The 16,558-nt window shown below is 75.2% G+C and carries 14 protein-coding genes and 1 pseudogene; 10 read left to right on the forward strand and 5 right to left on the reverse strand.

The genetic code is table 11. From position 1 onward, the window contains the following. Window positions 1-136 precede the first annotated feature (136 nt). Both AB0910_RS22625 and AB0910_RS22630 read left to right on the forward strand, forming a co-directional pair. On the forward strand, window positions 137-613 hold the full coding sequence (locus AB0910_RS22625) for a tyrosinase family oxidase copper chaperone (RefSeq protein WP_366746431.1): 477 nt from the start codon (window positions 137-139) through the stop codon (window positions 611-613). Between the two features lie 23 nt (window positions 614-636). After that, on the forward strand, window positions 637-1,503 hold the full coding sequence (locus tag AB0910_RS22630) for a tyrosinase family protein (RefSeq protein ID WP_366746432.1): 867 nt from the start codon (window positions 637-639) through the stop codon (window positions 1,501-1,503). Window positions 1,504-1,629: 126 nt separating this feature from the next. On the opposite strand, the gene AB0910_RS22635 is transcribed toward AB0910_RS22630, so the two are convergent. After that, the gene (locus tag AB0910_RS22635) at window positions 1,630-1,926 is read right to left on the reverse strand and encodes a chaplin (RefSeq protein WP_366746433.1); all 297 of its coding nucleotides are present in this window, start codon (window positions 1,924-1,926) and stop codon (window positions 1,630-1,632) included. A gap of 291 nt (window positions 1,927-2,217) precedes the next feature. On the opposite strand from AB0910_RS22635, the gene AB0910_RS22640 reads away from it, so the two are divergent. The 5 genes from AB0910_RS22640 (at window position 2,218) to AB0910_RS22660 (ending at window position 9,736) form a co-directional block, all read left to right on the forward strand. Then, the gene (locus tag AB0910_RS22640) at window positions 2,218-2,706 is read left to right on the forward strand and encodes an Lrp/AsnC family transcriptional regulator (protein ID WP_366746434.1); all 489 of its coding nucleotides are present in this window, start codon (window positions 2,218-2,220) and stop codon (window positions 2,704-2,706) included. Between the two features lie 122 nt (window positions 2,707-2,828). Beyond that, window positions 2,829-3,674, forward strand: coding sequence for an oxidoreductase (locus tag AB0910_RS22645; protein WP_366746435.1), 846 nt, complete (start codon window positions 2,829-2,831; stop codon window positions 3,672-3,674). 32 nt (window positions 3,675-3,706) lie between these two features. After that, window positions 3,707-4,312, forward strand: coding sequence for a helix-turn-helix domain-containing protein (locus AB0910_RS22650; protein WP_366746436.1), 606 nt, complete (start codon window positions 3,707-3,709; stop codon window positions 4,310-4,312). A 110-nt stretch (window positions 4,313-4,422) separates the two neighbouring features. Continuing rightward, window positions 4,423-6,114 carry a SpoIIE family protein phosphatase gene (locus AB0910_RS22655; RefSeq protein ID WP_366746437.1) on the forward strand — a complete coding sequence of 564 codons (1,692 nt, stop codon included), beginning with the start codon at window positions 4,423-4,425 and terminating at the stop codon, window positions 6,112-6,114. Between the two features lie 190 nt (window positions 6,115-6,304). Next, the gene (locus AB0910_RS22660) at window positions 6,305-9,736 is read left to right on the forward strand and encodes a phosphodiester glycosidase family protein (RefSeq protein ID WP_366746438.1); all 3,432 of its coding nucleotides are present in this window, start codon (window positions 6,305-6,307) and stop codon (window positions 9,734-9,736) included. A gap of 64 nt (window positions 9,737-9,800) precedes the next feature. Here AB0910_RS22660 and AB0910_RS22665 read toward each other — a convergent pair whose 3' ends face one another. The 4 genes and pseudogenes from AB0910_RS22665 to AB0910_RS22680 all read right to left on the reverse strand — a co-directional run bounded on the left by AB0910_RS22665 (window position 9,801) and on the right by AB0910_RS22680 (window position 12,681). Further along, the gene (locus tag AB0910_RS22665) at window positions 9,801-10,478 is read right to left on the reverse strand and encodes a DUF1349 domain-containing protein (protein ID WP_366746478.1); all 678 of its coding nucleotides are present in this window, start codon (window positions 10,476-10,478) and stop codon (window positions 9,801-9,803) included. 3 nt (window positions 10,479-10,481) lie between these two features. Then, a pseudogene (locus AB0910_RS22670) lies at window positions 10,482-11,075 on the reverse strand (GNAT family N-acetyltransferase); the annotation flags it as partial. Between the two features lie 176 nt (window positions 11,076-11,251). After that, window positions 11,252-12,208, reverse strand: a complete 957-nt coding sequence (locus tag AB0910_RS22675) for a dioxygenase (protein WP_366746439.1) — start codon at window positions 12,206-12,208, stop codon at window positions 11,252-11,254. Between the two features lie 35 nt (window positions 12,209-12,243). Beyond that, a complete protein-coding gene (locus tag AB0910_RS22680) occupies window positions 12,244-12,681 on the reverse strand; it encodes a response regulator (protein ID WP_366746440.1) in 438 nt (145 codons plus the stop codon). Between the two features lie 250 nt (window positions 12,682-12,931). On the opposite strand from AB0910_RS22680, the gene AB0910_RS22685 reads away from it, so the two are divergent. The 3 genes from AB0910_RS22685 (at window position 12,932) to AB0910_RS22695 (ending at window position 16,521) form a co-directional block, all read left to right on the forward strand. Continuing rightward, window positions 12,932-13,804, forward strand: a complete 873-nt coding sequence (locus AB0910_RS22685; RefSeq protein ID WP_366746441.1) for an enolase C-terminal domain-like protein — start codon at window positions 12,932-12,934, stop codon at window positions 13,802-13,804. 349 nt (window positions 13,805-14,153) lie between these two features. Beyond that, window positions 14,154-15,287, forward strand: a complete 1,134-nt coding sequence (locus AB0910_RS22690; RefSeq protein WP_366746442.1) for a type III polyketide synthase — start codon at window positions 14,154-14,156, stop codon at window positions 15,285-15,287. A 1-nt stretch (window position 15,288) separates the two neighbouring features. Beyond that, the gene (locus AB0910_RS22695; RefSeq protein ID WP_366746443.1) at window positions 15,289-16,521 is read left to right on the forward strand and encodes a cytochrome P450; all 1,233 of its coding nucleotides are present in this window, start codon (window positions 15,289-15,291) and stop codon (window positions 16,519-16,521) included. The last annotated feature ends 37 nt before the right edge of the window (window positions 16,522-16,558 follow it).

Here is a 16,558-nt window from a genome sequence, read left to right on the forward strand (position 1 = left end):
GGCGCGTCGGGCGCCCCGCACCCTGCACCGCCATGCGGACCGTCACACCACTGCCGCAGCAACCGTTGCCCCGCGCTCTCGTTGGGGATGCGGGACGCCGTATCGGTGTCCCGTACACCGACGAGCGGAGGACTGCATGGAGGACGCGGCACAGCACGGCGGACGGACCCGGCGCACCCTGCTGCGCACCGTGTTCGGCCTCGGCATGGCGGGCGGCACGGCCGCCGCCCTCGCCCCCCTGGCGCGGGCCGGACGCACCCCGGACCCCGGCGCGTACGCCGCACCGGCCCCCGGCCCCGCGGCGCAGGCGTCGCCCGGCCGGGTCACGGAGGAGACGTACCGGGGCCGGCACATCCAGGTGCGGCACGCGCCCAAGGAGGCGCCGGTCGAGGCTGCGGCGCTGCCCTCGGGCGCGTACCTGGCCACGCCGACGCACGACGTGCTGATCGACGGCAGGCCGCTGCCGGTGATGCGGCGGGCCGACGGCAGCTATATGACCGCCGTCAACCACTACGAGTCGTTCCCCACGCTCACGGCGGCGGCGCGCGCCGCCGTCGACGACCTGCGCGGGGCGCAGCTCGCGCTCGACGACCCGATGCTCCACCACGCCTGACCCTCCGGGAGGACAGCCACCGCATGTACACGAGGAAGAACCAGCGCGACCTCACGGCCGCGGAGAAGCGGGCCTTCGTCTCCGCCGTGCTCGAACTGAAGCGGCGCGGCGACTACGACGGCTTCGTCCGTACCCATGTCGAGTTCTACACGCCGGACGGCGAGACGGGGCTGCGCTCAGGCCACATGGCCCCGACCTTCTTCCCCTGGCACCGCAGGTTCCTGCTGGAGTTCGAGCAGGCGCTCCAGTCCATCGACCCGAAGGTGTCGGTGCCCTACTGGGACTGGACGGTCGACAACACCCCGGCGGCCGCCCTGTGGCGTGACGACTTCCTCGGCGGCACGGGCCGGGAGCGCGACCAGCAGGTGATGACGGGGCCCTTCGCCTACTCGGCGGGCGACTGGACCATCCGCGGCAACGTCACCGACGACCCCTTCCTCACCCGCAACCTCGGCCGCCCCGGGCGCGACCCCATCGCCCTGCCCTCGAAGCAGGAGCTGGAGCGCGCCATGAGCGAGAGCGTCTACGACGTGGCGCCGTGGAACTCGACCTCGGCCACGGGGTTCCGCAACGGCGTCGAGGGCTGGGTGAAGCCGACTGTCGACCAGCCGTGGCGCAACCACAACCGGGTCCACCGCTGGGTGGGCGGCGAGATGCTGGGCGCCGCCTCGCCGAACGACCCGGTGTTCTGGCTGCACCACGCCTTCGTGGACCTGGTCTGGGACCGCTGGCAGGCGCGCCACCCCAAGTCCGGGTACCTGCCGGCGCGGAAGCTGCCTGCGAGCGACGAGCAGGCGGGACGGGTGATCAGCCTGGACGAGCCGATGCCGCCGTGGAACGTCAAGCCGTCGGCGATGCTCAGCCACGCGGGGACCTATCGCTACGCCTGACGAGCCGCGACACAGACGATGCCTCCCGCGCACTGCGCGGGAGGCATCGTCCACGAGGGGGAAAACGGGTGGGCGCCCGCCGGACGCCCACCCGGGGTGCGGGCCGGTGACGACCCGCGCGGGGTGTCAGCCGCCGTAGCCGCCGCCGTAGCCACCGTCGTCGTGGCCGTGGTCCTGGTGGCCGTCGACGTTGGCGCAGGTGTTGCCGAAGGTCGGGTTCAGCAGGCCCACCACGTCGATGGTGTTGCCGCAGAGGTTGACCGGGACGTGCACCGGGACCTGGAGGATGTTGCCGGACAGGACACCCGGCGAACCGACCGCGGCAGCACCCGCGCCGGCGTCGGCGGAGGCCATACCGGCACCGGCGGCCAGAACGGCACCGGCGCCGGCCAGAACGGCGGTGGCCTTCGTGATACGCGACATCGAGAATCTCCTTGAACGTTTGTTGCACAGCCGCACGATGTGCGGCCTCACGCACCTTCAACGCCGCAACTCACTGCGGGTAACGGATGCACCGCAGATGGTTGCCGAATGTGTATCGAATGGGTGCACCCCCGTGGAACCCGCGGATCGTTCGGGCGTTCTGTACGTGTTCGTCCCCCGGGCCTTGAGCGGCGGGCGGGCCCCCTGGCGGGCCCAGGTGCGGGTCTACGCTGAGCGCACGTTCCGGCCCTGTGCCAGGTGCCGCATCTCGTACGCCGAGAGGGAGATCCGATGAAATTTGATGCGGTCGACCGTGCGCTGCTGCGCGCATTGCAGGAGGACGCCCGGCAGACCAACCGCGATCTCGCCGCCAAGACGGGCGTCTCGCCGTCCACCTCGCTCGAGCGCGTCAGGCTGCTGCGCGAGCGCGGCGCGATCACCGGGTACCACGCGGCCGTGGACCTGGACGCCGTCGGCCGCCCCGTGCAGGCGCTCATCTCGGTGCGCATCCGGCCGCCCGCCCGGCCTGCCATCGAGGGCTTCCGCAACTGGGCGGCGCGGTTGCCCGAGGTCATCGGCCTCTTCGTGACCTCGGGCAGCCACGACTTCCTGCTGCACGTCGCGGTGCCCGACGTGAACGGCGTCTACGCCTTCGTCATCGACCGGCTGACCGAGCGCCGCGAGGTCGCCGACGTCCAGACGACCCTGGCCTACGAGCACGTCAGGACCGCCAGGATCGACCCGGTGCAGGGGGAGGGCGAGCCGCGCGGGAATAAGTGAGAGCCTTACTTTCATTTAACTCGGCAGTGGCCCCGCGGCGGCCGGGAGACCGGCCCCGGGGGCGGACCGGCGCGGCGCCGGACAGCCAGGCGCCGCGCACACCGCGGAGAGAAAGTACGGACATGACACAGACGTGGCTCATCACCGGCAGCTCGCGTGGCTTCGGCCGGGAGCTGGCCGTCGCTGCGCTGGAGGCGGGCGACCGCGTCGTCGCCACGGCGCGCCGCCCCGAGGACCTCGACGGCCTGGCGCGCACCTACGGCGACCGCGTCCGCGCGGTCGCCCTCGATGTGACCGACGCGGCGGCCGCGCGCGCCGCGGTCAAGACCGCGGTCGACGCCTTCGGCCGCCTCGACGTCGTCGTCAACAACGCCGGCTACGCGAACTCGGCGCCCGTCGAGGAGATCGACGAGGCGGACTTCCGCGCCCAGTTCGAGGCCAACCTGTTCGGCGTGTTCCATGTGACGCGCGCCGCCCTGCCGGTGCTCAGGGCCCGGCGCTCCGGCATCTTCGTGCAGTTCTCCTCGGTCGGCGGCCGGGTCGGCGGCTCGCCGGGCCTGAGCGCGTACCAGAGCGCCAAGTTCGCCGTCGAGGGCTTCTCCGAGGTGCTGAAGAACGAGGTCGCCCCGTTCGGCGTGCGGGTCCTCATCGTGGAGCCCGGCGCCTTCCGCACCGACTGGCAGGGCTCCTCCATGCGGCGGGACGCCGTCGGCGGCGACTACGAGGAGAGCGTCGGCGCCATGCACCGCCTGCGGGAGCGGACCGGGGGCGCCGAGCCCGGCGACCCGAGGCGCGCGGCGCGCGTCATCCTCGACGTCGTACGCCATCCGCAGCCGCCCACCCGGCTGCTGCTCGGCGCCGGCGCGGTCGCGCTCGCCGAGCGCGCGGACGCAGAACGTGCCGCAGAGACCCGCGCCTGGGCCGAGGTGAGCAGGTCGGCCGACTTCCCCGAGGGCGGGCGCGAGTAGGGTCCTGGCTCACCGGACGAGGGGCAGGGGCGATGGGCAAGGGACTGCGGCGCGACGCGGCCGACAACCGCGCGCGGATCGTCGAGGCGGCGGCCGCCGCCTTCGCGGAGCGGGGGCGCGCCGTGCCGATGGAGGACATCGCGCGCCGCGCCGGCGTCGCGCCCGCGACGCTGTACCGCCGTTTCCCCACGAAGGAGGCTCTCCTCGCGGAGCTGGTCGCAGGCTTCTACGCGGAACTCGTCGCCCTCGCCGAGGAGGCGCTGCGGCTGCCGCCCGCAGAGGGCCTCGACCGGCTGCTGCGCACGGTCGGCCACCGCATCGCCGCGGCACGCGGCTACCTGCCCCTCGCCTGGGGCGAGCTCGCGGCCCCCGAGCAGGTCGGCCACCTGCGCGGCCTCACCGCCGCCGTCCTGGAGCGCGCCGGCGCGGCGGGGGCGGTGGACCCGCGGGTCACCGTCTCCGACGTGGCCACCGTCGTCTGGGCGCTGCGCGGCGTCATCGAGACGGCGGGCGACATCGCGCCCGCCGCGTGGGAGCGTCACCTCGACTTCGTCGCCGCCGGCCTGCGCCGGGGCCCGGAACGGCTCTCCGCGCCGGCGCTCGCCCTCGGCGACGTGGACCGCATCACCGGGCCCTGACCGCCGGGACCGCCCTCCGGCGCGCAGCGGGTGCGGCGCGGCGCCAGGACGCGCCCCGCGGGGGCGGGCGCCGGGAAGTGCGCGGGCCCGGATGGTGAGATGGTGGCTGCATGGCCGATGGGGGAGCGCCCGGCGGTCTCCCGCCCGGGGCGCACAGCGCGACCGCCCGTCCGACCCAGGCGCACGTGCCGGGCCGCATGGGCAGTTTCGACTGGGACCTGCGCGCCGGACGGCTCGACCTCGACCCCGCGGCGCTCGCCGTCCTCGGCCTCAGCCCCGACGCGTACGACGGCAGGGCGACCACGGCGACCGGCATGATCCCGCCCGAGGAGGCCGCGCGGCTGCGCGCCAGGGCCCGGCTGGTGCTCCGGCAGGGCGTCGACGGCTTCGGCGCGTACTACCGCGCCCGCGGGCACGACGGCGTCCTGCGGACCCTGCACGCGCAGGCGCAGATACGCTACGACAGCAGGGGCCGCCCCGACCGGCTCGTCGGCGTGGTGCGCGAGGCGGACAGCGCGGGCACCGCCGCGGGCGAGAGCGCGGGCCGCAGCGGGCTCGTCGAGCGGCTCAGCTTCCTGATGGCGCAGGCCGTGTCCCTCGACGACGTCACCGCCGCGCTCAACGACCCCGAGGTGCTGGGCGGCCTCGGCGCACTCGGCATGATCCTCGGCGTGGTCGAGGGGGGCAGGCTGCACGTGCTCGCCCATCCCGAGATCGGTGTGGACCTGCCGATCCTGGAGCGTCCGCGGCTCGACGAGCCGCTGCCCATGGCGCGGGTCGTCGCGGCCCGCAGGTCCCTGTTCGTCCGCTCCCCGAAGGAGTACCGCACCGGCTATCCGACGATGTGGCCGCAGATCGAGCCGTTCCCGCTGGGCGCGGGCGCCTATCTGCCGCTGATCGCCGAGGGCCGGCTCCTCGGTGTGCTGGGGGTCCTCTTCCCCGAGCCGCACTCCTTCCACGAGGGCGAGCGCAACCTCCTGCTCACCCTGGCGAGCGGTATCGCGCAGAGCCTCCAGGGCGCCCTCCTGCACGGCCAGGAGCACGACCTCGCGGAGAACCTCCAGCAGGCGATGCTGCCGCGGGTCGTCCCCGCCGTGCCCGGCGCCGCCGTCGCCGTGCGCTACCGCTCGGCGCGGCTCGGCAGGAGCGTCGGCGGCGACTGGTACGACGTGATCCCGCTGGCCGACGGCGGCGTGGGCCTCGCCATCGGCGACGTACAGGGCCACGACACCGACGCGGCCGTCGTGATGGGCCAGGTGCGCATGGTGCTCTCCGCGTACGTGGCGGAGGGACATCCGCCGGCCACCGCGCTGGCGAGGACGTCCGTGTTCCTGCGCGAACTCGACACCGACAGGTTCGCCACCTGCACCTATGTGCAGGCCGACCTCGCCACGGGCCTGCTGCGCATCGTCCGTGCAGGACACCTCGACGTCCTCGTGCGGCGGCGCGACGGGACCTGCCAGTGGATCCCGTCGGCAGGCGGGCTGCCGCTCGGCCTCTCCGCCGAGTTCGCGGGCTCGGGAGCGATCGACTACCCGGTGACCCGGGCGCTGCTCGGCCCCGGCGAGACGCTGCTGCTGTGCACGGACGGCCTGGTGGAGGTGCCGGGCACCGACCTGGGCACCCGGATGCGCCTGCTCGCCGACACCGTCGCCGAGGGGCCCGAAGGTGTCGAGGACCCTGAGGACATCGACGCGCTCGCCGCCCGGCTGCTCGACAAGGCCGACGACGTCCACGGCGGCGACGACATGGCCGTGCTCCTGCTGCACCGCGACGACCTGCCGCACCCGGCCGCCCGCTGACGACGGGCGGAGGCCCCGCGCGGTGACGCGTCGTCACCTGCCCGCCGGGCGTCGGCCGGTACGGTCGGAACGCGTCACGGCCTGTTCTTCCCGATGTTCCCCCTGATGTCTGGTTCATTGGCGTGTGCACGGCAATGCTGGCGTGCGACCCCGCCCGACCGGAGGCGGGGCGCCACTCGCAGGAGGACGCGTGGGACCACGAACCGCAGGCCGGTGTGCCGTCGTCTTCGCCGCCGTGGCCGCGCTCGCCGCGGGCACGGCCGCACCCGCGCTCGCCGGCACCGGGGACGATCCGCGCCCCCGCAGCACCGCCGAGGCGCTCAGACCCGTCGCGCCGCCGCCCGCGAGCGCGCTCGCCCCCGGCCGCGCGGGACCCGGCGCCGCAGGGGCAGGCATCCTCACCGGCTCCGAGTCCCACCCGGTCGCGCCCGGCGTCGAACTCACCTCGTACGACCGGCTCGAAGCCGACAAGTGGCTGCGGGTCTCCGCCCTCGACGTCGACCTCGACGGCACCGGCGCACGCGCCGACTACCTCTCCTCCGGCACCGTCACGGGACGTGACACCGTGTCGGACATGGCGGCCAGGCACGACGCGGGTCCTGGCCGCCGCACCGTCGCCGCGATCAACGCGGACTTCTTCGACATCGACGAGACCGGCGCCCCCGAGGGCGAGGGCGTCAGCGGCGGCTCCGTCGTGCAGTCCGCGAGCGCGGGCTCCTCACCGGCCCTCGCCTTCGGCGCGGACGGCGCGGGACGCATCCGCCGGCTGTACTTCGACGGCACCCTCACCCTCCCCGCGGGGAAGCGGCCGCTCGCCGCCTACAACGCCGCCGACGTGCCCGCCGACTCCATCGGCGTCTACACGCCCGCCTGGGGCAGCGCGGACCGCGCGCTCACCGTCGACGCCTCCACGGGACCGCTCGCCGAGGCGGCCGTGCGCGGCGGCCGGGTCGTCTCCGTCAGCGGCACGCCGGGCAGCGGGCCCATCCCCGAGGGCACCACAGAACTCGTCGGCCGCGAGGCGGGTGCCACCGCGCTCGCCGCGCTGCGCCCCGGCGACCCCGTCTCCCTCACCTACCGGCCCCGCACCGCGGGGGGTTCCGTGCCCCGCACCGCGGTCTCGGGCCGCGAACCCCTCGTCGTCGACGGCGTCCCGCAGAACCACGACGGCGAGGGCAACAACACGGCGGCCCCGCGCACCGCGGTCGGCTTCTCCCGCGACGGCAGCCGCATGCAGGTCCTCACCGTCGACGGGCGCCAGGCCGACAGCGCGGGCGTCACCCTCACCGAACTCGGCGCCATGATGAAGAAGGCCGGCTCGTACAGCGCCCTCAACCTCGACGGCGGCGGCTCCACCACCCTCGTCTCCCGCGACCCCGGCAGCGACGCCCTGCACGTCGACAACACCCCGTCGGACGGCAGCGAGCGCGCCGTCGCCAACGGCCTCGCGCTGACCGCCCCCGACGGCAGCGGACGGCTCAGGGGCTTCCGGGTCGCCACCCGCACGCCCGCCGAGGACGCGCCCACCGCCGACCCCGTCGCCGGCGGCCACCCCGACCGGGTCTTCCCCGGCCTCACCCGCCGACTGACCGCCGCCGGCTACGACGAGACGTACGGCCCCGCCGCCGGCACACCCGCCTGGCACACCTCGCGGCCCGCGGTCGGCGGCGTCGACCGGCACGGCCTGTTCACCGCGCGCTCAGGCGGCACCGTGCGCGTACGGGCCGCACGCGGCGCAGCGCACGGCGAGACCACTCTCCACGTCCTCGACCGGCTCGCCACCCTGCGCCCCACCACGCCCCGGATCGGCCTCGCCGACGCCGCGGCCACCGGCGCGTTCGGACTCGTCGGCCTCGACGCGCACGGCGACAGTGCGCCCGTCGAGCCGCGCGACGTCCGCCTCGACTACGACCACGCGCTGTTCTCCGTCGCCGACGACGGCACGGGCTCCTTCACCGTGCGCGCACGCTCCGGCGGGGGCGCGGGACGCATCACCGCAACCGCCGCGGGCGTGCGGACCGTGCTCGCCGTCACCGTCGGGCTCGAACAGCGGCAGGTCGCCTCCTTCGACGACGCCGCCTCCTGGACGTTCAGCCGGGCGCGGGCCGCGGGGTCGGTCGCCGCCGCGCCCGACGGCCGCACCGGGACCGCCCTCGCCCTCAGCTACGACTTCACCCGCTCCACGGCCACCCGCGCCGCCTACGCGGCGCCGCCCGCGCCCGTCCCGGTGCCGGGGCAGCCGCAGTCCTTCACCCTGTGGATCAAGGGCGACGGGCACGGCGCCTGGCCCACCCTGCACCTCAAGGACGCGACGGGCACGGACCAGCTGCTGCGCGGGCCCTTCGTCACGTGGACCGGCTGGAGACAGGTGGCCTTCACGGTGCCGCCCGGCGTGGCGACACCGGTGAGCGTGTACCGCTTCTACCTCGCGGAGACGGACGCCACCAAGGCGTACACCGGCCGGATCGAGATCGACGACCTCGCGGCCCAGGTGCCACCCGCCGTCGACCTCCCCGCGGCGGCCGCCGCGCCCGACCCGCTGATCAGCACGGCCGCCGACACGAGCGGCAGGACCTGGCGGTTCGCCGTGCTGTCCGACGCGCAGTTCGTCGCCGCGGCGCCGGACAGCGTGATCGTCGCGCAGGCCAGGCGCACCCTGCACCAGATCAGGGCGGCGCGGCCGGACTTCGTGGTGGTCGACGGCGACTTCGTGGACGAGGGGTCGCCCGCCGACCTCGCCTTCGCCCACCAGGTGCTCGACCAGGAGCTCGGCGGCGCCGTCCCCTGGTTCTACGTACCGGGCAACCACGAGGTGATGGGCGGTTCCCTCGCCGACTTCACGGCCGAGTTCGGTCCGGCCCACCGGGTCTTCGACCACCGGGGCACCCGCTTCCTCACCCTCGACACCTCAAGCCTGACCCTGCGCGGCGGCGGCCTCGACCAGGTCGAGCAGCTCCGCGCCCAGCTGGGCGCCGCCGCGGGCGACGACCGCGTACGGTCCGTCGCGGTGATCGAGCACGTGCCGCCGCGCGACCCCACCCCGCAGCAGGGCAGCCAGTTGAGCGACCGCAAGGAGGCGGCCCTGCTCGAACGGTGGCTCGCGGACTTCCAGCAGCGCACGGGCAAGGGCGCGGTGTTCATCGGCGGGCACGTCGGTGTCTTCGACGCCTCCCATGTCGACGGCGTCCCCTACCTGATCAACGGGAACACCGGCAAGGCCCCCGCGGCCCCCGCCGACCGGGGCGGATTCACCGGCTGGTCGCTGGTCGGCGTCGACACCGTGTCGCACGCGGCACAGGCCGCGGCGCGGCGGGCGCCCTGGCGCGGCGGCCCCGACTGGATCTCCGTGCAGACCCGCCCGCACACCGACGCCCTCACCCTCTCGGCGCCCGCCGCCGTCCCCGCGGGCGGCACGGCCACGGTGCGCGCCGTCCTCACCCAGGACGGCAGGGACGTGCCGGTGGCGTTCCCCGTCAGTGCGGACTGGCAGGTCACGGGACCGGCCCGCCTCGACCCGGCCACGGGCACCCTGACGGCGGCCCACCGGCCGGGCACCGTCCGGGTGTCGGTGACGGTGAGCGGCACGACGCGCAGCGCGGTGGTCCGCGTGAGCCGGAACTGAGCGCGGCGGCCGGGAGCCCTGGGCGTGCGGGGCGATGGGGGCCCCGAGGCGGGGCGGGGCGCTCTCAGCCCCCGGCCGCCTCGGGCCCCTCGGTGAGCCGCAGGCCGGAGAAGCGCGTGGTGAACCCCGCGCCGTCGGGCGACGCGCACATCGGACCGGCCTCGGCCGCCGCGTCCGGCGGGAAGTACGCGAGCCGCAGCAGCGTCCCCGGCTCCGCGCCGCCGGTGCCGTACCGCACGGCCACGGTGTCGCCGTCCCGCGCCAGTTCCACGGCCACCGGCCCGGCCACCGGGCCTTCCAGCGGCGCCACGCTCCAGTCGGAGACGCCCCGGGTGACGACGGCGCTGATCTGCCGGCGGCCGTCCACGAACTCGACCCCGGCCTTGATCCACTCCGCCGCACCGGCCCGCAGCAGCAGCCCCGCCTGGTCGTACTGGTCGCGGTAGCCGCCGGCGAAGGTGACGCGCAGCCGGAAGGCGCCCGGCACGGGCCGCAGCAGGGCGTGCCCGGTGTCCCGGACGAAGCCGTAGTGCGTGCGCACCCAGAAGTCGGTGTCGCGGTCCGTCGTGACGGTCAGCCCGCCGCCCGAAGGGGCCGAGTCCGGGGGCTGGTTGAGCCACTGCCAGCCGGACAGCCCGAGCAGCTCGCCCGGGACGGCGGTCCGCGGCGGCGCCTGCGCGTCCTCGGCTCCGCCCGCACCGGCTGTCCCGCAAGGCCCGGCCGCCGCCGCGGGCTCCGCCACCCGGGTGGAGCGGCCCAGATAGGTCAGCGGGCCGGGGTCGGGCACCGCGAGGACGGTGAAGCCGAGCCGGTCGTAGAAGGCGCGCGCCGCCGTGTTGGCCGTGACCATCGCCAGGTGGACGCGTGCCACGCCCCGGGCGCGCAGCGCGCCGAGGAGCGCGTGCAGCAGCGCCCGCCCGTGCCCCCTGCGCTGCCACCCGGGGAGGATGTCGATGTGCAGGTGCGCGGGGTGGCCGGCCAGCTCGGGCAGCACCATCCGCTCGGGTGTGTGCAGCAGCTCCGCCATCTCGTCTGCGGGCGTGGCGGGCGCGGCTGCCGGGCGCGGGTAGCGGTGCGCGACCCGGGGGAGCCAGCGCTCCCTGAAGTCCCGCGCGAAGGCCACGGTGTCGGCAGCGCCCAGCACATAGCCGACGGCACGGCCCGTCCCGTCGTCCAGGACGAAGGCGAGGCCGGGTTCGAGTTCCGCGTAGGGCGCGGCGAAGATCGAGGGCAGCAGCTCCGGGTCCGCGTACAGGTGCCGCGAGTCCCCGCCCTCGTGCCCCGTCCGCACGCAGACGTCGTACAGCGCGTCGCGGTCCCCCGGCCGGTAGGGGCGCACGAAGGCGCCGTCGGGTGCGGGCGCGGCGGCGGGTCCGAGCGGGGAGCCGGGGGTGGACGAGTGCGGCATGGCGACCATTCTGCGTTCCTGAGAGCGCTCTCACAAGGGAGGTGGCCACGCCCCCGCACCCGCTGACCGGCCCCCGGCGGGAGGCCGCGGGGCCGGTCAGCCGCGGCTCAGCTTCGCTCCGAGGCCCCCTCGGGCGCGAGCACCAGGTCGAACTCGATCAGCGGGAACGGCGCCGCGACGCCGAAGCCGGCCGCCCGCTCCGCGTCGTCCACCTCGCGCACCGGCGTGACCAGCTCGCGCTTCACCCCGAACACGGCGTCCGATTCGAGGTACGGGCTGCCCTCGACGAACAGGTGCGTCGTCACGGGCCGGTGGCCCGCTGCCCCGCCGATGAAATGGATGTGCGCGGGGCGGTACGGATGGCGGCCCGTGGCGCGCAGCAGCCCGGCGACCGGCCCGTCCTGCGGTACGGGGTAGTGGCGCGGCACGACGCTGCGGAACCAGTACCGCCCTGCGGCGTCCGTCGTGAACAGCCCGCGCAGGTTCAGCTCCGGCTGCACACCGGGCTGCTGCACGTCGTAGAAGCCGTCCCCGTTGGCCTGCCACACGTCGACGAGCGCGCCGGGCAGCGGCGTGCCGTCCAGGCTCCTGACGGTGCCCGCCACGACGCAGGGGGTGCCGACGTGGTCGAGGGAGATGTCGTCGCCGAGCGAGCGGGGCGGCGAGTCGACCAGGTGGAAGGGGCCGAGCACGGTGGAGTCCGTCGCGCCGCGCGGCTTGCGGTTGTTGATCGCGTCGACCAGCATCGAGACGCCCAGCACGTCCGAGAGCAGGATGAACTCCTGCCGGGTGTCGTCGCACTTCTGGCCCACCTCGGTGAGGAAGCGCAGCGCCTTCTCCCACTCCTCGTGCGTGGGTTCCGTCTCCCGGACGAACGCGTGCAGGTGCGTGACGAGGCCGGTGAGCACCTCCCGCAGCCGCGTGTCCCCGGCCCCCGCCCAGGACGCGTTGACCAGAGCGGCCGAGTTCTCCTCGGTGAAGTCGGGGAGCGCGGGCGGGCCGTCCCGCCCTGCCGGGGGAGCGGTGCGTCCGGACGGTCCTCGCGCTGCGGCGGTGTCAGCCATGCCGGTGCTTCCTTCCTCCGCCCGCGGGCCGGGGCTCAGCCGCGGGGCGGAATCGCTGCCGTGTCCAGGAAGAACGCGTCGATGTCCTGGACGGAGCGGATGAACTCGTCCAGATTCATCGGCTTGGTCACGTACGCGTTCGCGTGCTGGCGGTACGCGTCCTCGATGTCGTCGGGCGCTGCCGAGGTGGTGAGGACCACCACGGGGATGCTGCCGAGATCGCTGTCCTCCTTGAGCACGGCGAGCAACTCGCGCCCGTTCATCCGGGGCATGTTGAGGTCGAGCACGATCAGGTCGGGGCGCCCCTTCTCGGGGTCGCGCAGGTGTTCGAGCGCGGCGAGGCCGTCGGTGACGTGCGCGATCTCCCGCGCCATCCCGCGCTCCACCAGCGCGTCCTCGATCAGCAGCGCGTCCGCCGGGTCGTCCTCCACGAGCAGGAGGCTGTACGTACGGTCGTCGGTGAAGGCGTTCACGGCGGGTCTGCTCCTGCGCGGGAAAGGGGGGAAGGCACGAGGCGGCCGTGCGTGGCCAAGGGCCAAGCTTACGTGGGGTGGTCGCCCGTGCGCCAACACCGTGCGCGCCCGGGGCCGGTGGCCCGCGGCGGCGCCGGGGCGGCCGCCGTACGGGCCACGCCCGCCGCACGCGCGCGTGCCGGCGAGGCCCCGGGGGGAACGGGTAAGGGCGCGGCGCCACGCCGGCAGCACCCCATCCACGAGGAGAGCCATGCCGCACGCACAGGACACCGCGGGCCCGCCCCTCGACCGCGTCGGCACCACCGTCTGCGCCGTGCCCGCCGACGAGCCGGGGGCGGACGGCAACCGCCTCACCGTCGTACTGGTCGAGGCCGCGGCCGCCGGCACCACCGGCCTCGGCCGGACCTACGGCGACCCCGCCGTCGCCGCCCTCGCCGCGGACCTGCTCGCCCCCGCCGTCACCGGACTCGGCGCCCACGGCGTGCCCGCCGCCCACGCCGCGATGGCCCGCGCCCTCGGCGCCACGGGCGGCCTGCCGGGCGCCGCCGCGCTCTCCGCCGTGGACATCGCCATCGGCGAGGCGCGGGGCCGCGCGCCCCAGCGCGACCTGGGCCGTGTGCACGTGGCGCGCGAGATCGTCGGGCCGCGGTGCGAGCGGTACGTGGACGCGGACGGCGGCTACTCCGTCAAGCAGGCCGTACGGATCACGGCGCTGCTCGCCGACGACGGGGTCAGCTGGTTCGAGGAGCCCGTCCCCGCCGGGCACCTCACCGGCCTGCGACAGGCGCGGGACGCCGTCGCAGGCGCCCACGGCCTGGAGATCTCGGGCACGGCGCCCCGAACGCCCAGGCGCACGCGGCCGCCGCCGTGCCCAACATGCGGCACATCGAGTGGCCCCACGACCGGACGGGCGCCGAGAGCCTCCTCTTCGACGGCGTCCTCGACCCGGCGGGCGGCGCCGCCCTGCCGGGCGCGTCCGGAGCACCGGGCCACGGCCTCGTCCTCCGGCCCGACCAGGTCCTGCGCCACCGCGTCGCCTGACGCGCCGTCACCCGTGCGGCCCGCCCCGCACGCGAACGGGTGCACCCGCGGGACCGGCCACCCCGCCGACACCCCCGGGTGACGGACGGCGGCCCCCGTGGGCGCGCGCCCGCGCCGGTGCGCCGCCCGCCGCCCTGGCCGCAGGGGCGCGGCCCCCGCGCGCCGCAGGCGTGCGTCCGCCGCCGCGGCCACCGGCCGGGGAGCGCGGCCCGCACACCCCGGTGGCGCGGGGGTGGCCCACCCCCCGGCGCATCCGGCCCCGTGCGCCGTCGCGCGCCCGCTGAACGGCCGACACGCCACCCCGTCGGACACGCCGTACGACACGCGCCCGACGGCCACTCTCATCGGATTCTCAGGTTGCGGGGCCGCGGACCGCCCCGGAACGTGGGCCGCAGTTCGCCGCCCCCGGCCGATCGGAAGAGGAGTGTGTCGTGGCGACCCTGTGCAGACCAGCCGTCTCGGTGCCCGAGCATGTGATCACCATGGAGGACACCCTCCGCATCGCCCGGACACTCCATCCGGACCATCCCCAACTGCCCCTCGCGCTCAGGCTGATCGAGAACACCGGCGTCGCCGAGCGGCACCTGGTGCGCCCCATCGAGGAGACCCTGGAGCACCCCGGCTTCGAGGCACGCAACGCACGCTACGAGGCCGAGGCGAAGGCCCGCGTCCCGCAGGTCGTCCGGGAGGCCCTGGCCCACGCCGAGCTGCGCGCCGCCGACATCGACATGATCGTCTACGTGTCCTGCACCGGCTTCATGATGCCGTCGCTCACCGCCTGGCTGATCAACACCATGGGCTTCCCCGGCCACACCAGGCAGCTGCCCATCGCCCAGCTCGGCTGCGCCGCGGGCGGTGCGGCGATCAACCGCGCCCACGACTTCTGCGAGGCGTACCCGGACGCCAACGTCCTCATCGTCGCCTGCGAGTTCTGCTCCCTGTGCTATCAGCCCACCGACCTCGGCGTGGGCTCCCTGCTGTCCAACGGCCTGTTCGGCGACGCGGTCGCCGCCACCGTCGTACGCGGCAGCGGCGGCACCGGCATCTCCCTGGAGCGCAACGGCTCCCACCTGGTGCCGGACACCACCGACTGGATCTCCTACAGTGTCCGCGCCACCGGCTTCCACTTCCTGCTGGACAAGCGGGTGCCCACCACCATGGAGCCGCTGGCCCCGGCGCTGCGCGCCATGGCGGCCGAGCACGAATGGGACGCGGGAGAGCTCGACTTCTACATCATCCACGCGGGCGGTCCGCGCATCCTGGACGACCTGAGCCGCTTCCTCCGGGTCCCCGCAGAGGCGTTCCGCTTCAGCCGCGCCACCCTGACCGAGTACGGCAACATCGCGAGCGCCGTGGTCCTCGACGCCATCCGCCGCCTCTTCGACGAGGGCGGGGCGGCCGACGGCGCCCGCGGCATCGTCGCCGGCTTCGGCCCCGGCATCACCGCCGAGATGTGCCTCGGCCGCTGGAGCTGCGCGCCGTCCGGCACGCAGCGCCGCGTCGTCGCCGCCACCGTGCGCGGCAGCGGAACCGACCCCGACATCGCACCGGAACCGGTGGCCTGACATGACGACACACACCCCCGCCCCCGAGGCCGCCGAGCCCGGCGAGGTCCGCTTCTGGGACGTCCCCGACCTGCCGGGACTCGACTTCGACCCGTTCCTCGACGAGCTCCTGCGCGAGGACCCCGTCTCCCGCATCAGGCTGCCCAACGGCGAGGGCTTCGCCTGGCTGGTCACCCGGTACGAGGACGTCAAGCAGGTCACCAACGACCTGCGCTTCAGCAGGCGCGCCGTCGTCGGCAGGTCCGTCACCCGGCTCGCCCCCCACTTCATCCCCCTGGAGGGCGCCGTCGGCTTCGCCGACCCGCCCGACCACACCCGGCTGCGCCGCTCCGTCGCCAAGGCGTTCACCTCGCGCGCGGTGGCCAGGGTCGAGGAGCGGGCCCGCGGGATCATGGAGGGCCTCGTCGACGCCATGCTCGCCGAGGGCCCGCCCGCCGACCTGATGACGCACGTCAACGGCCCCTTCCCGCTGGCGGTCGTCAGTGAGGTGGTCGGTGTCCCCGCAGAGGACGCCCCCCTGATGAAGGGCTGGACCGCCTCCATCCTGTCGGCCGCCCACGGCAAGGAGCACAGCGACCGCGCCAAGGAGGAGATCGGTGCGTACTTCACCGACCTGCTGTGCCGTGCGCACCCCGGCGAGGACACCCTCGCCGCCCTGCTGTCCCGGGCCGTCGCCGACGACGAGCTGACCCTGCCCGAGGCGGTCGCCCTCGCCGTCCTCATCCAGGTCAGCGGCGCCCACGCGGTCACCAACAACAGCGCCAACATGCTGTACGCCCTGCTCACCCACCCCGACCACCTGCGGCGGCTGCGCGACGAGCCCGCGCTGATGCCCGCGGCCGTGGAGGAGCTCCTGCGGTTCATCCCGCACCGCAACGGCGTCGGCCTCTCCAGGATCGCCCTGGAGGACGTCACCGTCGGCGGTGTGACCATCAGGGCGGGCGACGCCGTCTACGCGTCGTACCTCACCGCCAACCGCGACCCCGACGTCTTCGCCGACCCGCACACCCTCGACTTCGACCGGGAGCAGCCGCCGCACCTGGCCTTCGGCCACGGCCCGCACTACTGCGTCGGGCCGATGCTCGCCAGGCTGGAGTCGCGCATCACCCTCGACACCCTGCTGCGCAGACTGCCGGGCCTGCGCCTCGCGGTCCCGGCGAGCGAGGTCAGCTGGCGGCGCGGCGCCCTCATCAGGGGCCCGGAGAACCTGCCCGTGACCTGGGACGCCGTATGACCGTTTCCCCCGGGGAACCCGAGAGGAGAAGCACCCG

This window comes from Streptomyces sp. NPDC047002 (assembly GCF_040704505.1).
Classification (GTDB): Bacteria; Actinomycetota; Actinomycetes; order Streptomycetales; family Streptomycetaceae; genus Streptomyces.

What these genes read in the sequence shown, in the direction of transcription:
- AB0910_RS22650 (WP_366746436.1), top strand. Translation starts at nt 3,707, where the DNA reads ATGGGCAAGGGACTGCGGCGCGACGCGGCCGACAACCGCGCGCGGATC.
- AB0910_RS22655 (WP_366746437.1), top strand. Translation starts at nt 4,423, where the DNA reads ATGGCCGATGGGGGAGCGCCCGGCGGTCTCCCGCCCGGGGCGCACAGC.
- AB0910_RS22625 (WP_366746431.1), top strand. Translation starts at nt 137, where the DNA reads ATGGAGGACGCGGCACAGCACGGCGGACGGACCCGGCGCACCCTGCTG.
- AB0910_RS22635 (WP_366746433.1), bottom strand. Translation starts at nt 1,926, where the DNA reads ATGTCGCGTATCACGAAGGCCACCGCCGTTCTGGCCGGCGCCGGTGCC.
- AB0910_RS22640 (WP_366746434.1), top strand. Translation starts at nt 2,218, where the DNA reads ATGAAATTTGATGCGGTCGACCGTGCGCTGCTGCGCGCATTGCAGGAG.
- AB0910_RS22695 (WP_366746443.1), top strand. Translation starts at nt 15,289, where the DNA reads ATGACGACACACACCCCCGCCCCCGAGGCCGCCGAGCCCGGCGAGGTC.
- AB0910_RS22685 (WP_366746441.1), top strand. Translation starts at nt 12,932, where the DNA reads ATGCCGCACGCACAGGACACCGCGGGCCCGCCCCTCGACCGCGTCGGC.
- AB0910_RS22630 (WP_366746432.1), top strand. Translation starts at nt 637, where the DNA reads ATGTACACGAGGAAGAACCAGCGCGACCTCACGGCCGCGGAGAAGCGG.
- AB0910_RS22675 (WP_366746439.1), bottom strand. Translation starts at nt 12,208, where the DNA reads ATGGCTGACACCGCCGCAGCGCGAGGACCGTCCGGACGCACCGCTCCC.
- AB0910_RS22645 (WP_366746435.1), top strand. Translation starts at nt 2,829, where the DNA reads ATGACACAGACGTGGCTCATCACCGGCAGCTCGCGTGGCTTCGGCCGG.